12 protein-coding genes are annotated in these 21,453 nt (G+C 64.0%); 4 read left to right on the top strand and 8 right to left on the bottom strand.

Annotation, left to right across the window (positions count from 1 at the left end; genetic code table 11):
* Positions 1 to 103 precede the first annotated feature (103 nt).
* The 4 genes from aroG to FB598_RS18325 all read right to left on the bottom strand — a co-directional run bounded on the left by aroG (position 104) and on the right by FB598_RS18325 (position 8,443).
* Positions 104 to 1,174: a 3-deoxy-7-phosphoheptulonate synthase AroG gene (gene aroG / locus FB598_RS18340; protein WP_141917160.1), complete on the bottom strand. Its 1,071-nt coding sequence runs from the start codon at positions 1,172 to 1,174 to the stop codon at positions 104 to 106.
* A gap of 562 nt (positions 1,175 to 1,736) precedes the next feature.
* On the bottom strand, positions 1,737 to 3,197 hold the full coding sequence (tldD, locus tag FB598_RS18335; protein WP_141917161.1) for a metalloprotease TldD: 1,461 nt from the start codon (positions 3,195 to 3,197) through the stop codon (positions 1,737 to 1,739).
* Between the two features lie 71 nt (positions 3,198 to 3,268).
* Positions 3,269 to 4,075 carry a carbon-nitrogen hydrolase family protein gene (locus FB598_RS18330; RefSeq protein ID WP_141917163.1) on the bottom strand — a complete coding sequence of 269 codons (807 nt, stop codon included), beginning with the start codon at positions 4,073 to 4,075 and terminating at the stop codon, positions 3,269 to 3,271.
* A gap of 111 nt (positions 4,076 to 4,186) precedes the next feature.
* Positions 4,187 to 8,443 (bottom strand): YhdP family protein, encoded by a 4,257-nt coding sequence (locus tag FB598_RS18325; RefSeq protein WP_141917166.1) that lies wholly within the window; start codon positions 8,441 to 8,443, stop codon positions 4,187 to 4,189.
* Between the two features lie 263 nt (positions 8,444 to 8,706).
* Between FB598_RS18325 and glnE the strand changes: the two genes are divergently transcribed.
* Positions 8,707 to 11,421, top strand: coding sequence for a bifunctional [glutamate--ammonia ligase]-adenylyl-L-tyrosine phosphorylase/[glutamate--ammonia-ligase] adenylyltransferase (gene glnE, locus FB598_RS18320; RefSeq protein ID WP_141917168.1), 2,715 nt, complete (start codon positions 8,707 to 8,709; stop codon positions 11,419 to 11,421).
* Between the two features lie 273 nt (positions 11,422 to 11,694).
* On the opposite strand, the gene FB598_RS18315 is transcribed toward glnE, so the two are convergent.
* The 4 genes from FB598_RS18315 to tkt form a co-directional block, all read right to left on the bottom strand.
* A complete protein-coding gene (locus FB598_RS18315) occupies positions 11,695 to 12,201 on the bottom strand; it encodes a hypothetical protein (RefSeq protein WP_141917170.1) in 507 nt (168 codons plus the stop codon).
* A 227-nt stretch (positions 12,202 to 12,428) separates the two neighbouring features.
* Positions 12,429 to 13,442, bottom strand: coding sequence for a type I glyceraldehyde-3-phosphate dehydrogenase (gene gap / locus FB598_RS18310; protein WP_141917173.1), 1,014 nt, complete (start codon positions 13,440 to 13,442; stop codon positions 12,429 to 12,431).
* 216 nt (positions 13,443 to 13,658) lie between these two features.
* On the bottom strand, positions 13,659 to 14,222 hold the full coding sequence (locus tag FB598_RS18305; protein ID WP_141917176.1) for a GNAT family N-acetyltransferase: 564 nt from the start codon (positions 14,220 to 14,222) through the stop codon (positions 13,659 to 13,661).
* Positions 14,223 to 14,239: 17 nt separating this feature from the next.
* Positions 14,240 to 16,234 (bottom strand): transketolase, encoded by a 1,995-nt coding sequence (gene tkt / locus FB598_RS18300; RefSeq protein ID WP_141917178.1) that lies wholly within the window; start codon positions 16,232 to 16,234, stop codon positions 14,240 to 14,242.
* Between the two features lie 251 nt (positions 16,235 to 16,485).
* On the opposite strand from tkt, the gene FB598_RS18295 reads away from it, so the two are divergent.
* The 3 genes from FB598_RS18295 to ileS all read left to right on the top strand — a co-directional run bounded on the left by FB598_RS18295 (position 16,486) and on the right by ileS (position 21,353).
* Entirely contained in the window at positions 16,486 to 17,211 is a 726-nt protein-coding gene (locus tag FB598_RS18295; RefSeq protein ID WP_141917181.1) for a 16S rRNA (uracil(1498)-N(3))-methyltransferase, read from the top strand.
* 146 nt (positions 17,212 to 17,357) lie between these two features.
* Entirely contained in the window at positions 17,358 to 18,335 is a 978-nt protein-coding gene (locus FB598_RS18290; protein WP_141917184.1) for a bifunctional riboflavin kinase/FAD synthetase, read from the top strand.
* 123 nt (positions 18,336 to 18,458) lie between these two features.
* On the top strand, positions 18,459 to 21,353 hold the full coding sequence (ileS, locus tag FB598_RS18285) for an isoleucine--tRNA ligase (protein WP_141917187.1): 2,895 nt from the start codon (positions 18,459 to 18,461) through the stop codon (positions 21,351 to 21,353).
* Positions 21,354 to 21,453 lie beyond the last annotated feature (100 nt).

Here is a 21,453-nt window from a genome sequence, read left to right as displayed (position 1 = left end):
CTTCCATCACACTTGCGCCGCACGGCCGCCAGTGATGCGGATAAAAAAACCGCCGTGGCCACAACCTGGCTCACGGCGGCTTGCCATGCAACAACAGCAATGATCAGGCGGCGTCGCGCTCACCCACCAGGCGGCGCTGCTTGACCGAGTCGGCCAGGCCTTGCAGCACTTGCAGGCTTTCTTCCCAGTTGATGCAACCATCGGTGATGGACTGGCCGTAGGTCAGTTCCTTGCCCGGCACCAGATCCTGGCGGCCGGCCACCAGGTGCGACTCCACCATCACGCCGACGATGCGGGTGTCGCCGGCGGCGACCTGGCGGCCGATGTCGGCGCACACCGGGATCTGGTTTTCCGGCTTCTTGGAACTGTTGGCGTGCGAGGCGTCGATCATCAGGCGCGAGGCCAGGCCGCTCTTGGCGATGTCCTGGCATGCGGCTTCCACGCTGGCGGCGTCGTAGTTGGGCGTCTTGCCGCCGCGCAGGATGATGTGGCAATCCTCGTTGCCGGCGGTCGAGACGATGGCCGAGTGGCCGCCCTTGGTGACCGACAGGAAGTGGTGCGGCTGCGAGGCGGCCTTGATCGCGTCCACCGCGATCTTGACGTTGCCGTCGGTGCCGTTCTTGAAGCCGACCGGGCACGACAGGCCCGACGCCAGCTCGCGGTGCACTTGCGACTCGGTAGTGCGGGCGCCGATGGCGCCCCAGCTGATCAGGTCGGCGATGTATTGCGGGCTGATCACGTCGAGGAATTCGGTGCCGGCCGGCAGGCCCAGCTCGTTGATGTTGAGCAGCAGTTCGCGTGCGGTGCGCAGGCCGTCGTTGATGCGGAAGCTGTTGTCCATGTACGGATCGTTGATCAGGCCCTTCCAGCCGACGGTGGTGCGCGGCTTTTCGAAGTAGACGCGCATCACGATTTCCAGCTCGTTCTTGTGGCGCTCGCGCTCGACCACCAGGCGGCGCGCGTATTCCATCGCGGCCTTGGTGTCGTGGATGGAGCACGGGCCGATGACCACCATCAGGCGGTCGTCCTGGCCGTGCAGGATGCGGTGCAATGCGGTACGCGCTTCGGCCGTGGTGCTCTCGACCTTTTCGGTGCAGGCAAACTCGCGGATCAAATGCGAAGGAGGAAGCAGTTCTTTCATTTCTCGGATGCGAAGATCGTCAGTGCGCGGCATTTTTTCTCCTGAGTTGCTTTAGCTTGGTTAGCTGGAAATCGACTAAAAAAAAACCGCCATCACTGGCGGTTTTTTAGGAAATTCGGTTTTGTCTTTTTACGAACGCTTACCGCTTTTCACCGCCGTGGGGCTGGAATAGCTAAAGTAAAAATAAAAGTAAGCGCGGAAGAAAGACATCGTCGGCTGCATGGATAAATCGAAACAGGCACCCATAGTGCTACAAATCCCGGGCTTTGGCAAGCGAAGCCACCAAAATGGCTTTCCCATGATTATTTACACAAAACATCCAAAAATAATGACTTAAATGAAAATTTAAACTCAAAATATGTGCAAAGACGGCTACAAATACAATAAATAACCAAGGCCGATGCACGGAATCTGGCCCCTATCCGATCATCCCGGGTGTGGCGGACATGCAAAAAAACATTGAAATCGCCTGCCCATTTCACCTTTTTACTGCTTCGGCGCCGCAGGCTCACCCCGCTCCGCAGCCAATCGGCTTCCTAAAAAAATAAAAGCCGCCGGGAACGCCGGCGGCTTTTGTGAGGCATGCGAAAAACGCTCAGGCGGTGCCGCCCACCGTCACGCCATCCAGGCGCAAGGTCGGCTGGCCTACGCCCACCGGCACGCTCTGGCCCTCCTTGCCGCACACGCCCACGCCCGAATCCAGGCTCATGTCGTTGCCGATCAGCGAGACGCGGTTGAGTACATCCGGGCCGTTGCCGATCAAGGTGGCGCCCTTGACCGGATAGGTCACCTTGCCGTTCTCGATCATGTAGGCCTCGCTGGCCGAGAACACGAACTTGCCGTTGGTGATGTCGACCTGGCCGCCGCCGAAGTTGACCGCATACAGGCCGTTCTTGACCGAGGCCAGGATCTCGGCCGGGTCCTTGTCGCCGGCCAGCATGTAGGTGTTGGTCATGCGCGGCATCGGCAGGTGCGCGAACGATTCGCGGCGGGCGTTGCCGGTCACCGGCATCTTCATCAGGCGCGCGTTCATGGTGTCCTGGATATAGCCCTTCAGGATGCCGTCTTCGATCAGCGTGGTGCACTGGGTCGGATTGCCTTCGTCGTCGATGTTGAGCGAACCGCGGCGGTCGGCCAGGGTGCCGTCGTCGACCACGGTCACGCCGCGGGCGGCGACGCGTTCGCCGATGCGGCCGGAGAAGGCGCTCGATCCCTTGCGGTTGAAATCGCCTTCCAGGCCGTGGCCGATCGCCTCATGCAGCAGCACGCCGGGCCAGCCGGGCCCGAGCACGACCGTCATCGGGCCGGCCGGGGCCGGGCGCGATTCCAGGTTGACCAGTGCGGTGGCGACCGCTTCGGAAGCGTACTTCTCCAGCAGCGCGTCGGTGAAATAGGCATAGCTGTAGCGGCCGCCGCCGCCGCTGCTGCCCATCTCGCGGCGCCCGTTCTGCTCGGCGATGACCGTCACCGACACCCGCACCAGCGGGCGGATATCCGCCGCCAGCACGCCATCGGCGCGCGCCACCAGCACCACGTCGTATTCGCCCGACAGGCTGGCCATGACCTGCACCACGCGCGGATCCTTGGCGCGCGCGATGCGCTCGACGCGCTCCAGCAACTGCACCTTGGCGGTGGCGTCCAGCGAGACCAGCGGATCGTGCGGCAGGTACAGCGCGCGGCCGCCGCCGGGAGTCATGTTGCCGGCGACCTTGATCTTGCCCGCACCCTGGCGCGCGATGGTGCGCGTGGCAGCCGCGGCATCCAGCAAGGCGCGCTCGGAAATCTCATCGGAATAGGAAAACGCGGTCTTGTCGCCGGACACGGCGCGCACGCCGACGCCCTGGTCGATGGAAAAGCTGCCGGTCTTGACGATGCCCTCTTCCAGGCTCCAGCCCTCGCTCTTGGTGAACTGGAAATACAGGTCGGCGTAATCCACTTTATGGGTGAACATGCTGCCCAGCGCTTTCAACAGCTTGGACTCGTCCAGGCCGAAAGGGGTCAGGAGCACGTCGCGCGCCACTTGCAGGGCGCCCATATTCGGTTCAAATAATTTCATAGGATCTTCTGGAAGGCTTAATACAGTGCAGCGACATCGGCAACAACATCGGCGACGACATCAGCAACGTTTCAAAACTTGCGGTGGCGCAATGCCGGCAGGCTTTCTCTGACATATTGTAGACGATGGGGGTCGATATCGCCGATCACAAGGCCTTCGCCTTCGGGCAATACGGAAATGATTTCCCCCCAGGGGTCGACCAGCATGCTGTGGCCCCATGTGCGGCGCCCATTGACGTGCTTGCCGCCCTGGGCCGAAGCCAGCAGGTAACACTGGTTCTCGATGGCGCGGGCGCGCAGCAGGGTTTCCCAATGGGCATTGCCGGTGGTGTAGGTGAAGGCGGCCGGCATCACGATCAATGCGCACTCGCCCATGGCCCGGTACAGTTCCGGGAAACGCAGGTCGTAGCAAACCGACAAGCCCACCCGGCCGAACGGCGCCTCGAACGTCTTGACCTCGGTGCCGTATTCGATGGTGCGCGCCTCGTCGTAGTTTTCTTCGCCGCGGGAGAAGCTGAAGAGGTGGATCTTGTCGTAGCGCGCCACGCGCCGTCCCTGCGGATCGTAGACCAGCGACGTATTGAGCACCTTGCCGTCGGTGGCCGCGGCCATCGGCAGCGTGCCGCCGATCAGCCAGATGCCGTGCCTGCGCGCCAGGTCGGCCATGAATTCCTGGATGCGGCCGGCCTGGTCGGTCTCGGCATGGCCGAGCTTGTCGCGCTCGTGCATGCCCATGATGGGCCAATATTCCGGCAGCAACACCAATCCCGCGCCCTGCTCCGCCGCCTGGCCGACCAGGCGCGCGGCGCTCTCGAAGTTCTGTCCTACCTCGGGCGTCGACACCATCTGTATCGCCGCCACCCTGAATGCTTGCGTCATGTTGTCATGCCTCATCGGAAATGCCTGCATTGCTTCAAGTACATTACCTCAAGTATCGCGCAGAACCGCCTGCCGCGCCGGCAACGTCAAGCTCCCGGCGCATCGACGGAATCAGTGGCCCACGTTGATCGGCGGGCCGATATCCTGTGCCCGGCGGCGCGCAGTCCCGGCAGCCTCGGCCGGCGTCGCCGGCTTGCCGTTATCCGGCACGCGCTCGGGTTCGACCTGCGACACCTGCCCCTGCTTGACCACGATAGGATCGCTCCACGGGCCGGTGACCTTGTATTCGAAAGTGAGTGACTTCATCACCGGATTGCGCAGGAACAGCTGGGCCAGCAAGGTGCCTACGCCGACCACCGGATTGACCGCCATCGCCACCACCGAAGCAGTGCCGAGGTTGATTTCGGGAATCACCACGACATGCAGGTCCTGCGTTTCCCTGGCGATGTCAGCCGAACCGTTCATCAGCACCGAGGCGGTGACGCCGGTCATTTTCAGGTTGTCGGTAGTTGCGATGCCGCGGTTGACCGAAGCGGTGCCGACCACGTTGTCGAACGCAAAGCCTTCGGAAAACACATCGCGGAAATCCAGCGTCAGGCGGCGCGGCAGCGCCTGCAGGTTCAGCACGCCCAGTAGCTTGCCCGCCCCCGGGTCGACCTTGAGGAATTGCCCTGAATGCACATCCATGTGCAGTTGGCCGCCCAGGCTGGCCATGTCCATGGCATAGGGCAGGCCCTTCCAGCTCAGGTCGCCGTCCAGCTTGCCGTGGCCGCCCCTGATCGTGCCCGGATAACCGAAGCGCTCCAGCAACTTGCCGGCGTCGTTGATATCCAGCGCATAGGTGATGTTGGTGGTATTGCTGGCGCCGAAAGACATCCAGTTGCCGGCGGCGCGGAACTGCGCATCCTCATTGGCCAGCACCAGCCGATTGATGCGCCATTCACGGCCCACCGCAGTCATCATATTGTTGGCGTCGAGCTCCAGGCGGCCAAGCTTCTTGCCTGCCAGTTCGAACTGCTCCGCGCGGATATCCAGCGCGGGCATTTGCTCCGAACCGCCGGCGCCTGATGCATTGGCATTGGCGGCGTCGGCCGCGCCATTCCCCTTGGGCAGAACCAGCGAAGACAAGCGCGCCGTGACCTTGCCCGACCCGCGGCTGCCGCCGGGCTCGTCCCAGGTAATGTCGCCGGAAACCTGCTGCGACTCCAGCTTCATTTTCCAGGCGTTCTTCTGGTGCGTGGCGTCCAGCACCAGCTTGTTGAGTTTTTTGCCCATCAGCGTGAATTCGCCTACGCGCGCCGAGACCATGTCCGGCTCCACGTATTGGGCCATTTCCGAACTGGTCAGCTTGCTCTGTCCCGCCGCCGATGCCGCATTGCCCTTGCCCGCGATCTCGGCCTTGAAAGCCTGCCAGGCATCCATGTCGACACTGTCGGCGGACAATGCCAGCTTCAAGCCCGACGCCGGCGACGGCAGCGGCTGGTTGTAGGCGATGCCGCCGCTGACCACGCGCCACTCGTCGGAGCGGGCCGCGACCTTCTCGCGCAGATAATGCGATGCGATGTTCGGGCCCAGCGCGACCTTGATCTCTTCGCGTTCGATCAGCGGATCGTTGGAGGCGACGGGCTGCAGTTCGAAGCGCATCGGCAGGCTCTCCTGCGGCGACTTCCTCAGCGGCGCCGGCAACTCCGACCCCAGCCCGGCCAGGCTGGACTCGACGATCACCTCGGGATGATGCTGGCGCACCAGCACCGAAGCGGTATAGCGGGCGCCGCCGGACAGGCGCGCCAGCAAGCGTTGCATCGAAGCTTCGGGATAGAGCTGGCGCAAGGCGTCGATATTGATCGCGCCATCCATGCGAACCTGGCTGCTGCCGTCGCGCTGCGTGCCGCCGGTAATGGCCACGCTGTCCCCCAGGAACTGGCCGCGGATGCCGTTGAGGCTGAAGCCGCGCTCGTTGAACTCGACCTTGCCGACGGTGCGATACATCATGGGCAACGTAGGCAACAGGTCGACATCGTTGTTGGCGAAACTGAACACGCCTTGCGCCTTGGTATCGATGGCATGGTTCAGCGGCATCTGGAATTTCAGCTCCAGCCGCGCATCGCCGGTGGCGCTGGCCTGGGCCATGACCTCGCCGGTCCAATGCGCCACCGGGCTTTGCCTGACATATTGCAGGAAGGTCGACATCGGGCCGTTGGCCGCGCCATCGATCTCCAGCACGGCCTCATGCGAGGCCAGGTCGGCAATGCGCGCCGTGACCCGGCTCAGGTTCGCGCCCAGGGTCCTGGCGCTGTCGGCCTTCACTTCCAGCTGCGTGCTGTCGATGCTGAATCTGCCGCTCCCGTCTTCCAGCAAGGGCCATTCCGGTTCCTTGCCATCCTGGTTCACATGGCCGGGCGTGTAGTTGATCTTGAGCCCATCGAAGTCGCCGCTGACCAGGAACCGGCCCTTGGGCTTGTCGCCCGGCTTTGCCGCATGGAAAGGGAAGTCGGCCAGTGCGCCCTTGAGCGTCAGCTGCACATCGCGCATGGTGCCGTCCATCAGCCCTTCGGTGAGCCAGCGCCGCAGCGGCTCGCTGATATGCGCCGGCAGGTAGCGCCGCAGCGTCTTGAGGTCGAACGCGCTCAGTTCGCCGGTGATGTCCACGCTGCCCAGCGACTGGCCCTGCAACGGCAGCAAATGCGTGCCGCGCAGGCGGCCGGCCACGCCCGGCTGGGTAAATTGCATGTCGTCCAGCGCAAACAGCAGGGTCTGGTCCTTCTGGTATTGCCAGTGCGCCTTGAGATCCAGACTGTCGAAAGGCATGCTTGGCTCGGCAAACATTTGCTCCGGCAATTGCAGGGCCATCTTCTTCGAAGACAGGCGCACCGTGCCGCCTTTCTCGGTCGCATCGATTTCCCCGGCCAGGTTCTCCACGCCCGGAAGACCTGCCCACTGCGCCGGCGCCGCCTGCTGCAGCGCGGTCTTGCGCACCTCGACATGGCGCGCCTGGGCCTTCAGGCCAAGACCGGTAAAACCGCCCCGGATGCGGTAGGAAGTCAATTCCGGATAAGTCCCCTGCCACTGCACGGTGAAATCGTGAAGCTCGCCGCGCGGAGCCAGGTCATCCAGCAGCTTGCGCTGCGACAGCGTCAAGGGCAGGCGCGCCGCCAGTTGCGACAGCGCCTCCAGGTTCAGGTGGGTGGCCTTGACGCTGGTCTGTTCGGCTTTGAGCAGGGTGGCCGGCTCATAGCTTTCGGATATCGATGTGGGCGGCAGGCTGAAACCATCCGGCATCTCGATGGAGAAATCCGAGAGCGCCACCTTGTGGCCGTTGGCGCCGAAGGTAGGCACGCCGTCCTCGGGCGTGCCGCCCAGGCTCTCGCTGGCCGAAATGCGACCATTGACGCGCTTGAGGTTCAGCGGCTCCAGCTTCTTCGACAGGCGCGCGGTGAAATCGGACAAGGCCAGGTCGGCGGTGAAATTGGCCACCTTGGCGCGATCCAGCGCCAGCCAGGCGCGCACCGAACCGCGCCCCTGGGCAATGTCGAGCGGATAGTCGAACCAGGCGCGCCAGACCGAAAGATCGGTCTGGCGCAGGTCGGCATAGAGGGTGCCGGTCCAGTGCGAAACGTCGGAAATGCGGCTGGCAAAGGCCGGATGGCTGAAATCGGCGCGCACATCCAGCGGCGCCGCATACGCGGCCGGTGGCGTGGCGCGCAGGGCCATGCGGTGGCGCAACCAATGGTTGTGCAATACCAGGTCGACATCTTCCAGCGCCAGTTCGGGCGCGCCGCGCATTTCATCGCTCCAGCGCAGCTTGCTGCCGCGGATGACAATCTCGCGCTGCGACAGCAACCAGTCCAGCGAACTGCCGTCGCCGCCGGTCGGCACCGGAATGCCGGCCACGAACAGCTTGCCGGAGGGATCGCGCCGGATGGACAGGTCGGCTTGTTCGATGACCAGGCTCTCCAGGCGCAGGCCGGCCACCAGCACGCTGGTCCACGACAGGGTGGCGGACACGTGCGGCAAGGTCAACGCAGGCTGGCCGGCCTCGTCGTGTACGGTGATGTTGTTCAGCGAGAGTTGCGGCCGCAAGCCGCTCCAGGAGGCGTCGATGGCATCGATGGACACCGCGCGGCCGATGGCCTTGGAAGCCACGCCCTCGATCTGCGGCTTGTAGTGGCCGATTTCGGGCAGCACGACATAGCGCAGCACCAGGAACAACGCGCAGAAAATGAAATAAGCCGCCAGCAGCAGCTTGAAGGTGAAGCCGAGGACGTGATAGCTGGCCCGGTTCAGGTGAAAACAGGTGCCCCGCACGATTCGCCAGCATAGCGCCCAATGGGCAGGCTTCGATGTGGCGTTATGTTGTTCTTCGGACATCAGGCTAAGGCAACTCGATATGAAATAATTCGCGCGAATGACATGATCGCATGGAAAACATGGTGTTGCCATCCGAACGGAATAGCTATGAACAGCAAAAACAGCGATAAGTTTAAAAACGGGGGATAAAATCCGCCTTTGGATAAAAATCCGTCAGTGCCGCGTCAGGCCAGTCCTATTTTCGGTTGTCGCCGGCCGGGACTGAACCTGTTTTACGCCCTGTTTTCCTTCTTTTACACCTGCGCCAACCCATTCGTCCCCTTATGCCAGATCCGACCGCTCCCCTCGTCAACGCCCAGGCTTCACGTTATTTCACCCGCTGGACCCAGGCCGACGCCGCCCGTCCGGCACTGGTCGCCGAAGCAGCCGCCCGGGCCATGGATCGCGCATTCTTTGCACGCCGCCTGCAGGCCGACCTGGATACCGGCCTTGCGCTCAACGCCGCCATGCGCCGCCTGCGCAACCTGGTTGTCTGCACGCTGATCGAGCGCGACCTGGCCGGCCGCGCCGACCTGGGCGAGGTCGTCGCCACCATGACCGAGTTCGCCGACTTCGCGGTGCAGACTCACCTGGCCGCCCTGATGCGCGAGCAGACCGCGCTGTACGGCGTGCCCATGGGCGAGGAATCCGGGCGCCAGCAGCAGATGATCGTGCTGGGCATGGGCAAGCTGGGCGGCGGCGAGCTCAATGTCTCCTCCGACATCGACCTGATCTTCGTCTACCCGGAAGACGGCGACACCCGGGCAGAAGATGGCCAGAAGCAACTCTCCAACCATGAATTCTTCGTGCGCCTGGGCAAGAAGCTGATCGGCGCCCTGGCCGAGATCACCGAGGACGGCTTCACCTTCCGGGTCGACATGGCGCTGCGCCCCAACGGCAATTCCGGCCCGCTGGTGGCCAGCTTCAACATGGTCGAGGAATACCTGGTGCGCCAGGGCCGCGAATGGGAGCGCTACGCCTGGACCAAGGCGCGCGCGCTGACCGGCGACCCGCAAGACATCGCCGCGCTGGAAGCCATCAGCCGCCCCTTCATCTTCCGCCGTTACCTGGACTTCGGCTCGATCGATGCGCTGCGCTCGATGCACGCGCAGATCCGCGCCGAGGTCAAACGCCAGGAAGCGCTGCATCCGGACCGCAGCAACAACGTCAAGCTGGGACGCGGCGGCATCCGCGAGATCGAATTCGTCAGCCAGGTATTCCAGCTGATCCGGGGCGGCCGCGATCCGGAACTGCGCGACCGCTCCACCCGCGTCACCCTGCGCACGCTGGCCGCCAAGAACCTGCTGGCGCCGGAGGTGGTGGAACAGTTGCTGGCGGCCTATGCGTTCCTGCGCGACCTGGAACATCGCCTGCAATACCTGGAAGACGCGCAGACCCACACCCTGCCGGTCAATCCCGATGACCTGCTGCTGGTGGCGCGCATGATGGGCTACCCCGACAGCGCGGCCCTGCTGCAGGCGCTGGAAGCGCATCGGCGCATCGTGGCGGCGCAGTTCGATGCCATTTTCAACGACAAGCAAGCCGCGCCCGACAACGAAAGCGAAACCCCGGGCATCAACGACACCGACGGCCTGGAAGCCATCGCCGATGCGCTCACGCTGGTCGGTTTCCCGGCGGCCGATATCGAAGCCGGCGCCAAGCGCCTGCAACTGACCTGGCAATCGCCGCGCATGCAAAGCCTGCCGGAACAGAGCCGCAACCGCCTCAATACCGTCATCAACGCCGCCCTGCCGCTGGTGGCGGCATTGCATTACGACCAGTTGCCGACGCTGGGCCGCCTGCTCGACTTCCTTGAGGCCATCGCGCGCCGCGCCGCCTACCTGGCGCTGCTGACCGAATATCCCCATGCGCTCACACGCCTGATCCGCATGATCGGCGCCAGCGGCTGGGCCGCCACCTACCTGATCCAGCACCCCATCCTGCTGGACGAACTGCTGGACGACCGCAACCTGAAAGCCGACTCCGACTGGGCCGCTTTCGCCGACAACTGCCAACGCCAGCTCGACACCGCCCCGGGCGATACCGAACGGCAGATGGATATCCTGCGCGAGCTGCACCACACCGAACTGTTCCGCCTGCTGGCGCAAGACCTGGAGGGCGACCTGTCGGTGGAGAAGCTGGCCGACGAACTCTCGGCGCTGGCCGACATCCTGGTCGCCGCCACCATCAAGGCGGCATGGCAGACCATCGCCCAGCGCCACCGCGAAGTGCCGCAGTTCGCGGTGATCGCCTACGGCAAGCTGGGCGGCAAGGAGCTGGGTTACGTGTCCGACCTCGACGTGGTGTTCCTGTACGACGACGACGACCAGGAGGCCCCGGCGCTCTACGCCAAGCTGGCGCAGCGTTTCATCACCTGGATGACCAGCCACACCCCGGCCGGCACGCTGTTCGACATCGACATCGCGCTGCGCCCGGACGGCGCCAGCGGGCTGCTGGTGTCGCCGGTCAGCTCGTTCGAGAAATACCAGCTCAACTCGGCCTGGATCTGGGAACACCAGGCGCTCACGCGCGCACGCTTCTGCGCCGGTGACGCCGCCATCGGCGAACGTTTCGAAGCGCTGCGCGAACGCGTGCTGCGCCAGCCGCGCGATTACCAGAAACTGGAGGAGGAAGTGCTGTCGATGCGCCGCCGCATGCGCGACGCCCATCCCAACCGCAGCACCCAGTTCGACCTCAAGCACGATGAAGGCGGCATGATCGACATCGAGTTCATCGTCCAATACCTGGTGCTGCGCCATGCGCCGGAACATCCGCAGTTGACCGGCGACATCGGCAACATCGCGCTGCTGAAGCTGGCCGCGCAACTGGGCCTGATCGACACCGCGCTGGCGGCTGAAGCCGCCAATGCCTACCGGCTCTTCCGCAAGCTGCAGCACCAGATCCGCCTGCAAGGCGCGGAACGCGCCCACATCGACGCCGAGCGCGTGGAACATGAGCGCGCCTGCGTGATCCGGCTGTGGCAGTTGGTGTTTGGTTGAGCGGACCGCTTGCCGGAAAAACAAGAAGATCCCGTGAGGGGTAATGCCGTTCAGTTAAGGCTAATTCTGAACCACTTATCACGGAGCCCGTTCGGGCTGAGTAGGCCCGCCAGGGCCGTATCGAAGCCAGCGTTAGCGCTCTTGCCTGCCCTTCGATACGCTGCTGCGCAGCTACTCAGGGCGAACGGAGTCTGGACTGCACAAACAAAAATGCCGTTCAGCGCCTAACTGAACGGCATTACTCCGTAAGGGGCGTTTTTGCTTTGCTGCGCCTCAATACTTGGGCGTGGGCTTGCTGTCGTCGTCGCGGCTGGCGCGGCGGTCGCTGGAACCGCTGTCGCGCGAGGAGCTGCTATCGCGGTCGCGCGACCGGTTGCTGTCGCGGGTACTGTCGCGCTCGCGCGAACGGCTGGAGGAATCCTTGGCGTCCCTGCCATCCTTATTGTCCTTGCTGTCCTTGGCCGGTTCAGGCGGCGGCGGAGGTGGCGGCGTGACGGTCTGGATGTTCTTGGCCGCCATGTATTCGTGCATGTCCTTCCAGCCGGCAAAGATGCCCGCCTTCAGGGCGTCCGGATTGCGCTGGTAGCAGTCTTCCAGGGTCTGGCCGGCCTGGCGGCAACCGGCGCCCAGGGCAATGCCTTCGGCCTTGGCTTCCTCCGGGGTCTGCTTGGGCTTGGCGAAACTGCTGATGTAGTCGCACGCGGAAAGCGAAAAGGCGACACCGGCGATCAGGGCCAGCCTGGCAACGAGGCGATGCGCTTGGAATGAGGTTGCTGACATGACGTCCCTCTTATGGATTCGAATTGATCTTGTTTGAAATGCAATGCCGCAAACGGACGAAAGGCCATTGCAAACCGAAGTTTGCAACAGCCTTTCGATCCTTTGCAGGCTGATGACATATTTTCACCGGCCTGCGCAAGCTTGCATCCGAGGAAAAGAACCCGAATCAGCCCGGAAATTGACGATACCGACCGGGAAAATTTCCAGCGGCCGGTATCGCCGGGGTCTTACTTGGCGGTCGCCAGGGCCACGGTGGTGTCCAGCATGCGGTTGGAGAAGCCCCATTCGTTGTCGTACCAGGACGAAACCTTGACCAGGCGGCCGGAGACCTTGGTCAGGGTGGCGTCGAAGTTGGACGATGCCGGGTTGTGGTTGAAGTCGACCGACACCAGCGGATCGGTGTTGTAGGTCAGGATACCCTTCAACGGACCGGCTTCCGAAGCGGCCTTCAGGATGGCGTTGACTTCGTCCACGGTGGTGTCGCGCGCGGCGACGAAGGACAGGTCGACCAGCGAAACATTGATCGTCGGCACGCGGATCGCGAAGCCGTCCAGCTTGCCGTTCAGCTCAGGCAGCACCAGGCCGACCGCTGCTGCAGCGCCGGTCTTGGTCGGGATCATCGACTGGGTGGCCGAGCGGGCGCGACGCAGGTCTTCGTGGTAGACGTCGGTCAGCACCTGGTCGTTGGTGTAGGCGTGCACGGTGGTCATCAGGCCGTTCAGCAGGCCGATCTTGTCATGCAGCGGCTGCACCAGCGGCGCCAGGCAGTTGGTGGTGCACGATGCGTTGGAGATCACGGTATCGCTGGCCTTGAGCACGCCGTGGTTGACGCCGAACACGACGGTCGCGTCCACGTCCTTGCCGCCCGGAGCGGAGATGATCACCTTCTTGGCGCCGCCCTTGATGTGGGCGCTGGCCTTTTCCTTGGTGGTGAAGAAGCCGGTGCATTCCAGCACCACATCCACGCCCAGCTCGCCCCATGGCAGCTCGGCCGGGTTGCGCTGCGCCAGCACCTTGATGCGGTCGCCATTGACCACGATCGAATCGCCGTCGACGGCCACGGTGCCCGGGAACTTGCCGTGCGCGGTGTCGTACTGGGTCAGGTGGGCATTGGTCTTCGGATCGCCCAGGTCGTTGATGGCGACGATCTCGATGTCGTGCTTCTTGCCGCCTTCGTAGTGGGCGCGCAGGATATTGCGGCCGATGCGGCCATAACCGTTGATTGCGACGCGAATTGCCATGCTCTTCTCCTTAAGGTATTAAAAAATCAATGCAAACCGGTTCTGCCGGAAAACCGCCCACAGCAAGAGAGTCTACTGGGGCGGCCGGGGCGCTCCCGGCCATTTTTCGGTCTTTCCCGGCCTTGTTCTTGCGTATTGTTCTGGCCCTGCCCTGCACTGCACCGGATGACCTGCGTCTCAGGCAAACCTTCCGGCTGACGATTCCCTGCCGTCCGCTTAAGACGATGATGACTTCAGCTTGCGCCAGACGAAACCGACTTCGTCGATCTCGGTGCCGTCGTCCCAGGTGAAGGTCTGCTCGAACAGCTGTTCGGCGCCCAGTGCCTTGAAAAACTCCCGCGCCCCCTCGTTCTTGGCCAGCACCCAGGCCATCAGTCCGGTGGCGCCGGCGCTGATCAGGGTCGCCGCGACGTTGGCCAGCAGCTTCTTGCCCAGGCCGCGGCGCTGTTCATCGGGCAGCACGCAGATGGCGGAGAGCTCGGCATCGCAGCCGAACTTGCTCTCGGCCAGCGTCATGCCCGAGGCAAAGCCGATGATCTCGCCGCCGGCTTCGGCCACGAAGGTGCAGGCCGCGTCCGAGGACGCGCCCAGCACCTGTTCCCACAGCTTCACGCTCTGCTCGGGCTGCAAGCTGTCCAGGTAGCTGTCGGGCACCAGGCCGCGATAGCTGGCGCGCCAGCTGTCGATGCGCACCCCGGCAATCGACGCCGCGTCCGAAACGCGGGCGCGCCGGATCGTGACTTCCTCGGCCGGCGCGCCCGTTGCTGCTGCTTGTGTCATTGCGTTGTCCTCGGGGGTCAGGCCAGCAGTTGCTTGGCCTTGCCCACCACGTTCTCGACGGTGAAGCCGAAGTGCTTGAACAGCACGCCGGCCGGCGCCGATTCACCGAAGGTGTCGATCCCGACCACGGCGCCGTCCAGGCCCACGTACTTGTACCAGAAGGCGGTCACGCCGGCTTCGATGGCCAGGCGCGGCAAGCCGCGGGGCAGCACGGATGCCTTGTAGGCGGCGTCCTGGCGGTCGAACACGTCGGTCGACGGCATCGACACCAGGCGCACGGCGATGCCTTCTGCCGCCAGCGCGTCGGCGGCCTTGGTGGCCAGTTCGATCTCGGAACCGGTGGCGATGATCACCAGCTTGGCGCCGGCGGCATCGCGCAGCACGTAACCGCCGCGCGCGATGTCCTTGATCTGGGCCTCGGTGCGTTCCTGGAACGGCAGGTTCTGGCGCGAGAAGATCAGGGTGCTGGGACCGTCGTTGCGCTTGATGGATTCAGCCCAGGCCACGGCGGATTCGGTGGTGTCGCACGGACGCCAGTTGTCCAGGTTGGGGATCAGGCGCAGGCTGGAGACGTGTTCCACCGACTGGTGGGTGGGGCCGTCTTCGCCCAGGCCGATCGAGTCGTGGGTGAACACGAACAGCGAACGCACCTTCATCAGCGCGGCCATGCGCAGCGCATTGCGGCTGTAGTCGGAGAAGGTCAGGAAGGTGGCGCCGAACGGCAGGTAGCCGCCATGCAGGGCGATGCCATTCATGATGGCGCTCATGCCGAACTCGCGCACGCCGTAGTTGATGTGGTTGCCGGCCTGGTCGGCGCGCACCGCCACCGATTCCTTCCAGTTGGTCAGGTTTGAGCCGGTCAGGTCGGCCGAGCCGCCCAGGAATTCCGGCAGCACCTGCGCGTAGGCCTGGATGGCGTTCTGGCTGGCCTTGCGGGTGGCGATGTTTTCCTTCTTCTCGACGGTGGAGGCGATGTAGGCGGCCACGGTCTTATCGAAATCGGCCGGCAGCTCGCCCTTCAGGCGGCGCTGCAGTTCAGCGGCTGCGGCCGGGAACTTGGCCGAATAGTCGGCGAACGTCTTGTTCCACGCGCCTTCCAGTTGCGCGCCGTTGGCCTTGGCGTCCCATGCCGAATAGACGTCGGCCGGGATTTCAAACGGGGCGGAAGTCCAGCCCAGCGCTTCGCGCACGGCGGCGATTTCCTTCTCGCCCAGCGCGGCGCCGTGCACCTTGTCGGTGCCGGCCAGGTTGGGCGAACCCTTGCCGATCACGGTGCGGCAGCAGATCAGGGTCGGCTTGTCGGCCAGCTTGGCCTGGTGGATGGCGGCGTTGACCGCTTCCACGTTGTGGCCGTCGACGGCCGGGATCACGTTCCAGCCGTAGGCTTCGAAGCGCTTCGGGGTGTCGTCCTTGAACCAGCCTTCGACGTGGCCGTCGATGGAGATGCCGTTGTCGTCGTACAGCACGATCAGCTTGGACAGGTTCAGCACGCCGGCCAGCGAGCAGGCTTCATGCGAGATGCCTTCCATCAGGCAGCCGTCGCCGACGAAGGCGTAGGTGTAGTGGTCGACCACGGCCAGGCCGGGCTTGTTGAATTCGGCCGCCAGCAGCTTCTCGGCCAGCGCCATGCCCACCGCGTTGGTGATGCCCTGGCCCAGCGGGCCGGTGGTGGTTTCCACGCCCGGGGTGATGTGCACTTCGGGGTGGCCGGCGGTCTTGGAATGCAATTGGCGGAAGTTCTTGATCTCTTCCATCGGCAGGTCGTAGCCGGTCAGGTGCAGCAACGCGTAGTGCAGCATCGAACCGTGGCCGTTGGACAGCACGAAGCGGTCGCGGTTGGCCCATTGCGGATTGGCCGGATTGTGGCGGTAGTGCTTGGCCCACAGCGCCACGGCGATTTCCGCCATCCCCATCGGCATGCCCGGGTGTCCAGAATTAGCTTTTTGTACAGCGTCCATCGCCAGCGCGCGGATCGCGTTGGCCATCTTATCGGTGGGGAGAGTGGAAATCATGTCGGTGTCAGAGAGTTGCTGGATGCGCCCGCAGGCGCCAAAAACCTGTATCGGGGAGCCAACGCCCTGTTGCCGCCGGCTCCGGTGCTGCCATTCAAATGCAAACCCCGGAAATGTCCGGGGTCGCGCGGGGCTATATTTTACCAGAGAGCGCCCGCCCCCAAGCCCTGTGCGCCATAAATGGGCCGGGAGCGGGGGCGGAGACGGTAAAATCCCGGATCGCCCCATATTTATCGCCAAGTCCCATCCACATGCCCCGTTTCTTTTGTCCGCAACCCCTCAGCATCGGGGCATCCCTGGTGCTGCCCGACCACGTAGCCCATCACGTCCAGGTGCTGCGACTGCAGCCGGGCGAGCATGTCACGCTATTCAACGGCGAGGGCGGCGAGTACACCGCCACCCTGAGCGCCATCGAAAAAAAGCGCGTCCATGCCGAGATCAAGACCTTCTCCCCGCGCGAGGCCGAACTGCCCTATGCGCTGACGCTGGCGCAGGCGCTGCCGGAAGGCGCCAAGATGGACTGGATCGTGGAAAAAGCCGTCGAACTGGGCGCCACCGCGCTCGTCCCGCTGGCCGCGCAGCGCTGCGTGGTGCGCCTGTCGGGCGAGCGGGCCGAGAAAAAACTGGCGCATTGGCAGGGCATCGTGCAGTCCGCCGTCGAGCAATGCGGCCGCAACCGCCTGCCGCACCTGGCCGGATTATCCGAATTCCGCCGCTGGATCGCCCAGAGCGACCTGCACCGCCGCATCCTGCTGTCGCCGCGCGGCGAGCAACCGCTGTCGAGTTGGGCGCGCCATCATCCACCGCAGGCCGTGACCCTGATCGTCGGCCCCGAAGGCGGCTTCAATGAAGAAGAGGAACAACTCGCCTGCGCCCAGGGCGCCTTGATGCTGTCCATGGGGCCGCGCGTGCTGCGCACCGAGACCGCTGGCATGGCGGCTCTTTCGGCCTTGAATGCGATTTGGGGAGAGATGTAAAGGCTTGTTTATTTCTCAACAGAAATATTCATACCAGGCCCGATCGCGCCGATTCCAGCCATCGAATCAAGGAAAGCCTTCGAAAACATTTATAATGGAAGGCTTTTGCAACAGAGCCACTTTCCAGCGTTCCAAACAGCTTTTCAATGAAGGTATTTCGCGGACTTCCCAACGCCGAATCGCGCGCGCCCTGCGCGCTGACCATCGGCAACTTCGACGGCGTGCATCTCGGCCACCAGGCGCTGCTGGCGCGCGTGCGCGAGGCTGCGGGCCGCCTGGAGCTGGACGCCGCGGTGATGACCTTCGAGCCGCATCCGCGCGAATTCTTCGCGCAACTGGCGGGCAAGCCGGAAAATGCGCCGGCGCGTATCGCCAACCTGCGCGACAAGCTGCAATCGCTGGCCGACTCCGGCATCGACCGGGTGATCGTCGAACATTTCGGCAGCCATTTCGCCGCGCTCTCGCCGCAAGACTTCATCGAAAAGATCCTGGTGCAAGGCCTGCACGTGCGCTGGCTGATGGTCGGCGACGACTTCTGCTTCGGCGCGCGCCGCGCCGGCAACCTGGACACCCTGGTCGCAGCGGGCAAGCAATACGGCTTTGAAGTGCATTCCATGCCGACCGTGACCAATGCCGGCGTGCGCATTTCTTCTTCGGCCGTGCGCGCGGCGCTGGCCGCGGGCGATTTTGGCCTGGCGCGCCAGTTGCTGGGCCATCCCTACTCGATCAGCGGCCATGTGGTGCACGGCAAGAAACTGGGCCGCACCATCGGCTTCCCCACGCTGAACATGCGCGTGGGCCACAAGCATCCGGCGTTGTCGGGCATCTTCGTGGTGCAGGTGCACGGCCTCGGCGACCATCCGCTGCCGGCGGTGGCCAGCCTGGGCGTGCGCCCGACGGTGGACGACAGCGGCCGCGTGCTGCTGGAAACCCACTTGCTGGACTTCCAGGGCGATTGCTACGGCAAGCTCCTGCGCGTGGATTTCCTGAAGAAACTGCGCGACGAAGAGAAGTACGTCGACCTGCCCACGCTGACCGCGGCGATCGCGCGCGATGCCGAACAGGCGCGCGCCTATTTCCGGGAAAACGCCGGCTTCGCCATTTCGGCGACCGACCGAATTTGACGCTGGCAGCCGGCCGGCCACCACGCCAGCCGCCGTCCAGCTCTCCGTTCCAGTTCTCCGTATTTGCGCCGCGTCCCATGCGGCGCCACCTGAATCAACCAGCATCCATCAGAGAAATTTGTCATGTCCAACAACGAATCGCCGGCCAAGCCGGGCAAGCAGGAAAAACCGGGCAAGGCGCCCTCCAAGTACCCGGTCAACATGACCGAGACCGCGTTCCCGATGCGCGGCGACCTGGCCAAGCGCGAGCCGCAATGGGTCAGGCAATGGCAGGAAAAGAAAGTCTACGAGCGCATCCGCAAGGCTTCCGCCCACCGCCCCAAGTTCATCCTGCATGACGGTCCGCCGTACGCCAACGGCGACATCCACATCGGTCACGCCGTCAACAAGATCCTGAAGGACATGATCGTCAAGGCCCGCAACATGGCCGGCTTCGACGCGCAATATGTGCCGGGCTGGGATTGCCACGGCATGCCCATCGAGATCCAGATCGAAAAACGATTCGGCAAGAACCTGCCGGTGGCCGAAGTGCAAGCCAAGGCGCGCGCCTACGCCAGCGAGCAGATCGAGCGCCAGAAGGCCGACTTCATCCGCCTGGGCGTGCTGGGCGAATGGGACAATCCGTACAAGACCATGAACTTCTCCAATGAAGCCGACGAGCTGCGCGCGCTCGGCACCATCCTGGAGAAGGGTTACGTCTATCGCGGCCTCAAGCCGGTGAACTGGTGCTTCGACTGCGGCTCGGCGCTGGCCGAGGCGGAAGTGGAATACCAGGACAAGCGCGATCCGGCCATCGACGTCGGCTTCCCGTTCGCTGAACCCGACAAGGTCGCGGCCGCCTTCGGCCTGTCCAAGCTGCCGACCGACCAGGGCTACATCGTCATCTGGACCACCACGCCCTGGACCATCCCGTCCAACCAGGCGCTCAACGTACATGCGGAATTCGACTACGCGCTGGTACAGACCGAGCGCAACGGCGAACCGCTGCTGCTGATTCTGGCCAAGGACCTGGTCGAGTCCTGCCTGCAACGCTACGGCCTGGAAGGCAGCGTGATCGCCACCACCGTCGGCGAGAAGCTCTCGCTGATCAACTTCCGCCACCCGCTGGCCGCCGCCGACAAGGGCTACGACCGCCTGTCGCCGGTCTACCTGGGCGACTACGTAACCGCCGACAGCGGCACCGGCATCGTCCACTCGGCGCCGGCCTACGGCATCGAAGACTTCGTCTCGTGCAAGGCGCACGGCATGAAGGACGACGACTTCATCAACCCGGTCATGGGCGACGGCCGCTACGCATCGTGGCTGCCGCTGTTCGCCGGCCTGACCATCTGGGAGGCTTCCAAGCCGATCTGCGCCAAGCTGGAAGAAACCGGTTCGCTGTTCAAGCTGGTCATGTTCGACCACAGCTACATGCACTGCTGGCGCCACAAGACGCCGATCGTCTACCGCGCCACTTCGCAGTGGTTCGCCAGCATGGACAACACGCCCAGGGACGGCGGCAAGAGCCTGCGCGAAACCGCGCTGCAAGGCATCGAAGACACCGCCTTCTTCCCCGCCTGGGGCAAGGCGCGCCTGCATGGCATGATCGCCAACCGTCCGGACTGGACGCTGTCGCGCCAACGCCAGTGGGGCGTGCCGATGGCCTTCTTCGTGCACAAGGAAACCGGCGAGCTGCATCCGCGCACGCCCGAGCTGATCGAACAGGTCGCCCAGCGCATCGAGAAGAGCGGCATCGAAGCCTGGCAGGCATTGGATCCCAAGGAACTGCTGGGCGCCGACGCCGAGCACTATGTGAAGAACAAGGATACGCTGGACGTATGGTTCGACTCCGGCACCACGCACCAAACGGTGCTGCGCGGCTCGCACAAGCAACAGTCGCAGTTCCCGGCCGACCTTTACCTGGAAGGTTCGGACCAGCACCGCGGCTGGTTCCACTCTTCGCTGCTGACCTCCTCGATGCTCAACGGCCGCGCGCCGTATAAGGCGCTGCTGACGCACGGCTTCGTGGTCGACGGCGAGGGCAAGAAGATGTCCAAGTCCAAGGGCAACGTGGTAGCGCCGCAGAAGGTGTCCGACTCGTTGGGCGCGGAAATCCTGCGCCTGTGGGTAGCCTCGACCGACTATTCGGGCGAGCTGTCGATCTCCGACGAAATCTTGAAGCGCGTGGTCGAGTCCTATCGCCGCATCCGCAACACGCTGCGCTTCCTGCTGGCCAACACCTCGGACTTCGATCCCGCCAAGCACGCCGTGCCGGTGGCCGAACTGCTGGAAATCGACCGCTACGCGATCGCCGACATGGCGCGCCTGCAGGCCGACGTGCTGACGCACTTCGAGTCCTACGAATTCCATCCTGTGGTGGCCAAGCTGCAGATGTACTGCTCGGAAGACCTGGGCGGCTTCTACCTCGACATCCTCAAGGATCGCCTGTACACCAGCGGCGTCGAATCGGCCGCGCGCCGCTCCGCGCAGACCGCGATCTGGCACATCACCCAGGCGCTGCTGCGCCTGATGGCCCCGATCCTGTCGTTCACCGCGGAGGAGGCATGGAGCTTCTTCGCCGGCAAGGAAGCCTTCGAAGCAAGCGGCGAAACCATCTTCTCGCAGACTTACTATGCCCTGCCCGAAGTGGCCGGCGCCGATGCGCTGCTGGCCAAGTTCGCGGTGCTGCATGAAGTGCGCGCGACGGTCACCAAGCAACTGGAAGAAGTGCGCATCGCCGGCGACATCGGTTCCTCGCTGCAAGCCGAGGTCGAAGTCAAGGCGGCCGGCGACAAGGCGGCCGTGCTGGAAAGCCTGGGCGACGACCTGAAGTTCGTGCTGATCACCTCCGCCGCTCGCGTGACCAAGGTCGCCACAGCGGAAGAGGAAGCCGTGGTCGTCACGCCGTCGGCGAACCAGAAATGCGAACGCTGCTGGCACTATCGCGCCGATGTCGGGTCTCATGCCGAGCATCCCGGCCTGTGCGGCCGCTGCTTCGCCAACCTGTTCGGCCAGGGCGAGCAGCGTCGCTTCGCCTGATTATTTGTAGTCGGCGCGTCTTCGATACGCCGCTATGCGGCTACTCAGCCCGAACGGAAACCAATCAATGACCGTTCGGACTGAGTAGCGCCATCGGCGC

This window comes from Herbaspirillum sp. SJZ106 (genome assembly GCF_006715495.1).
Lineage (GTDB): Bacteria > Pseudomonadota > Gammaproteobacteria > Burkholderiales > Burkholderiaceae_D > Herbaspirillum.
Note: the sequence above shows the minus strand (reverse complement) of the source record. Positions and strands in the feature narration are given on the sequence as shown.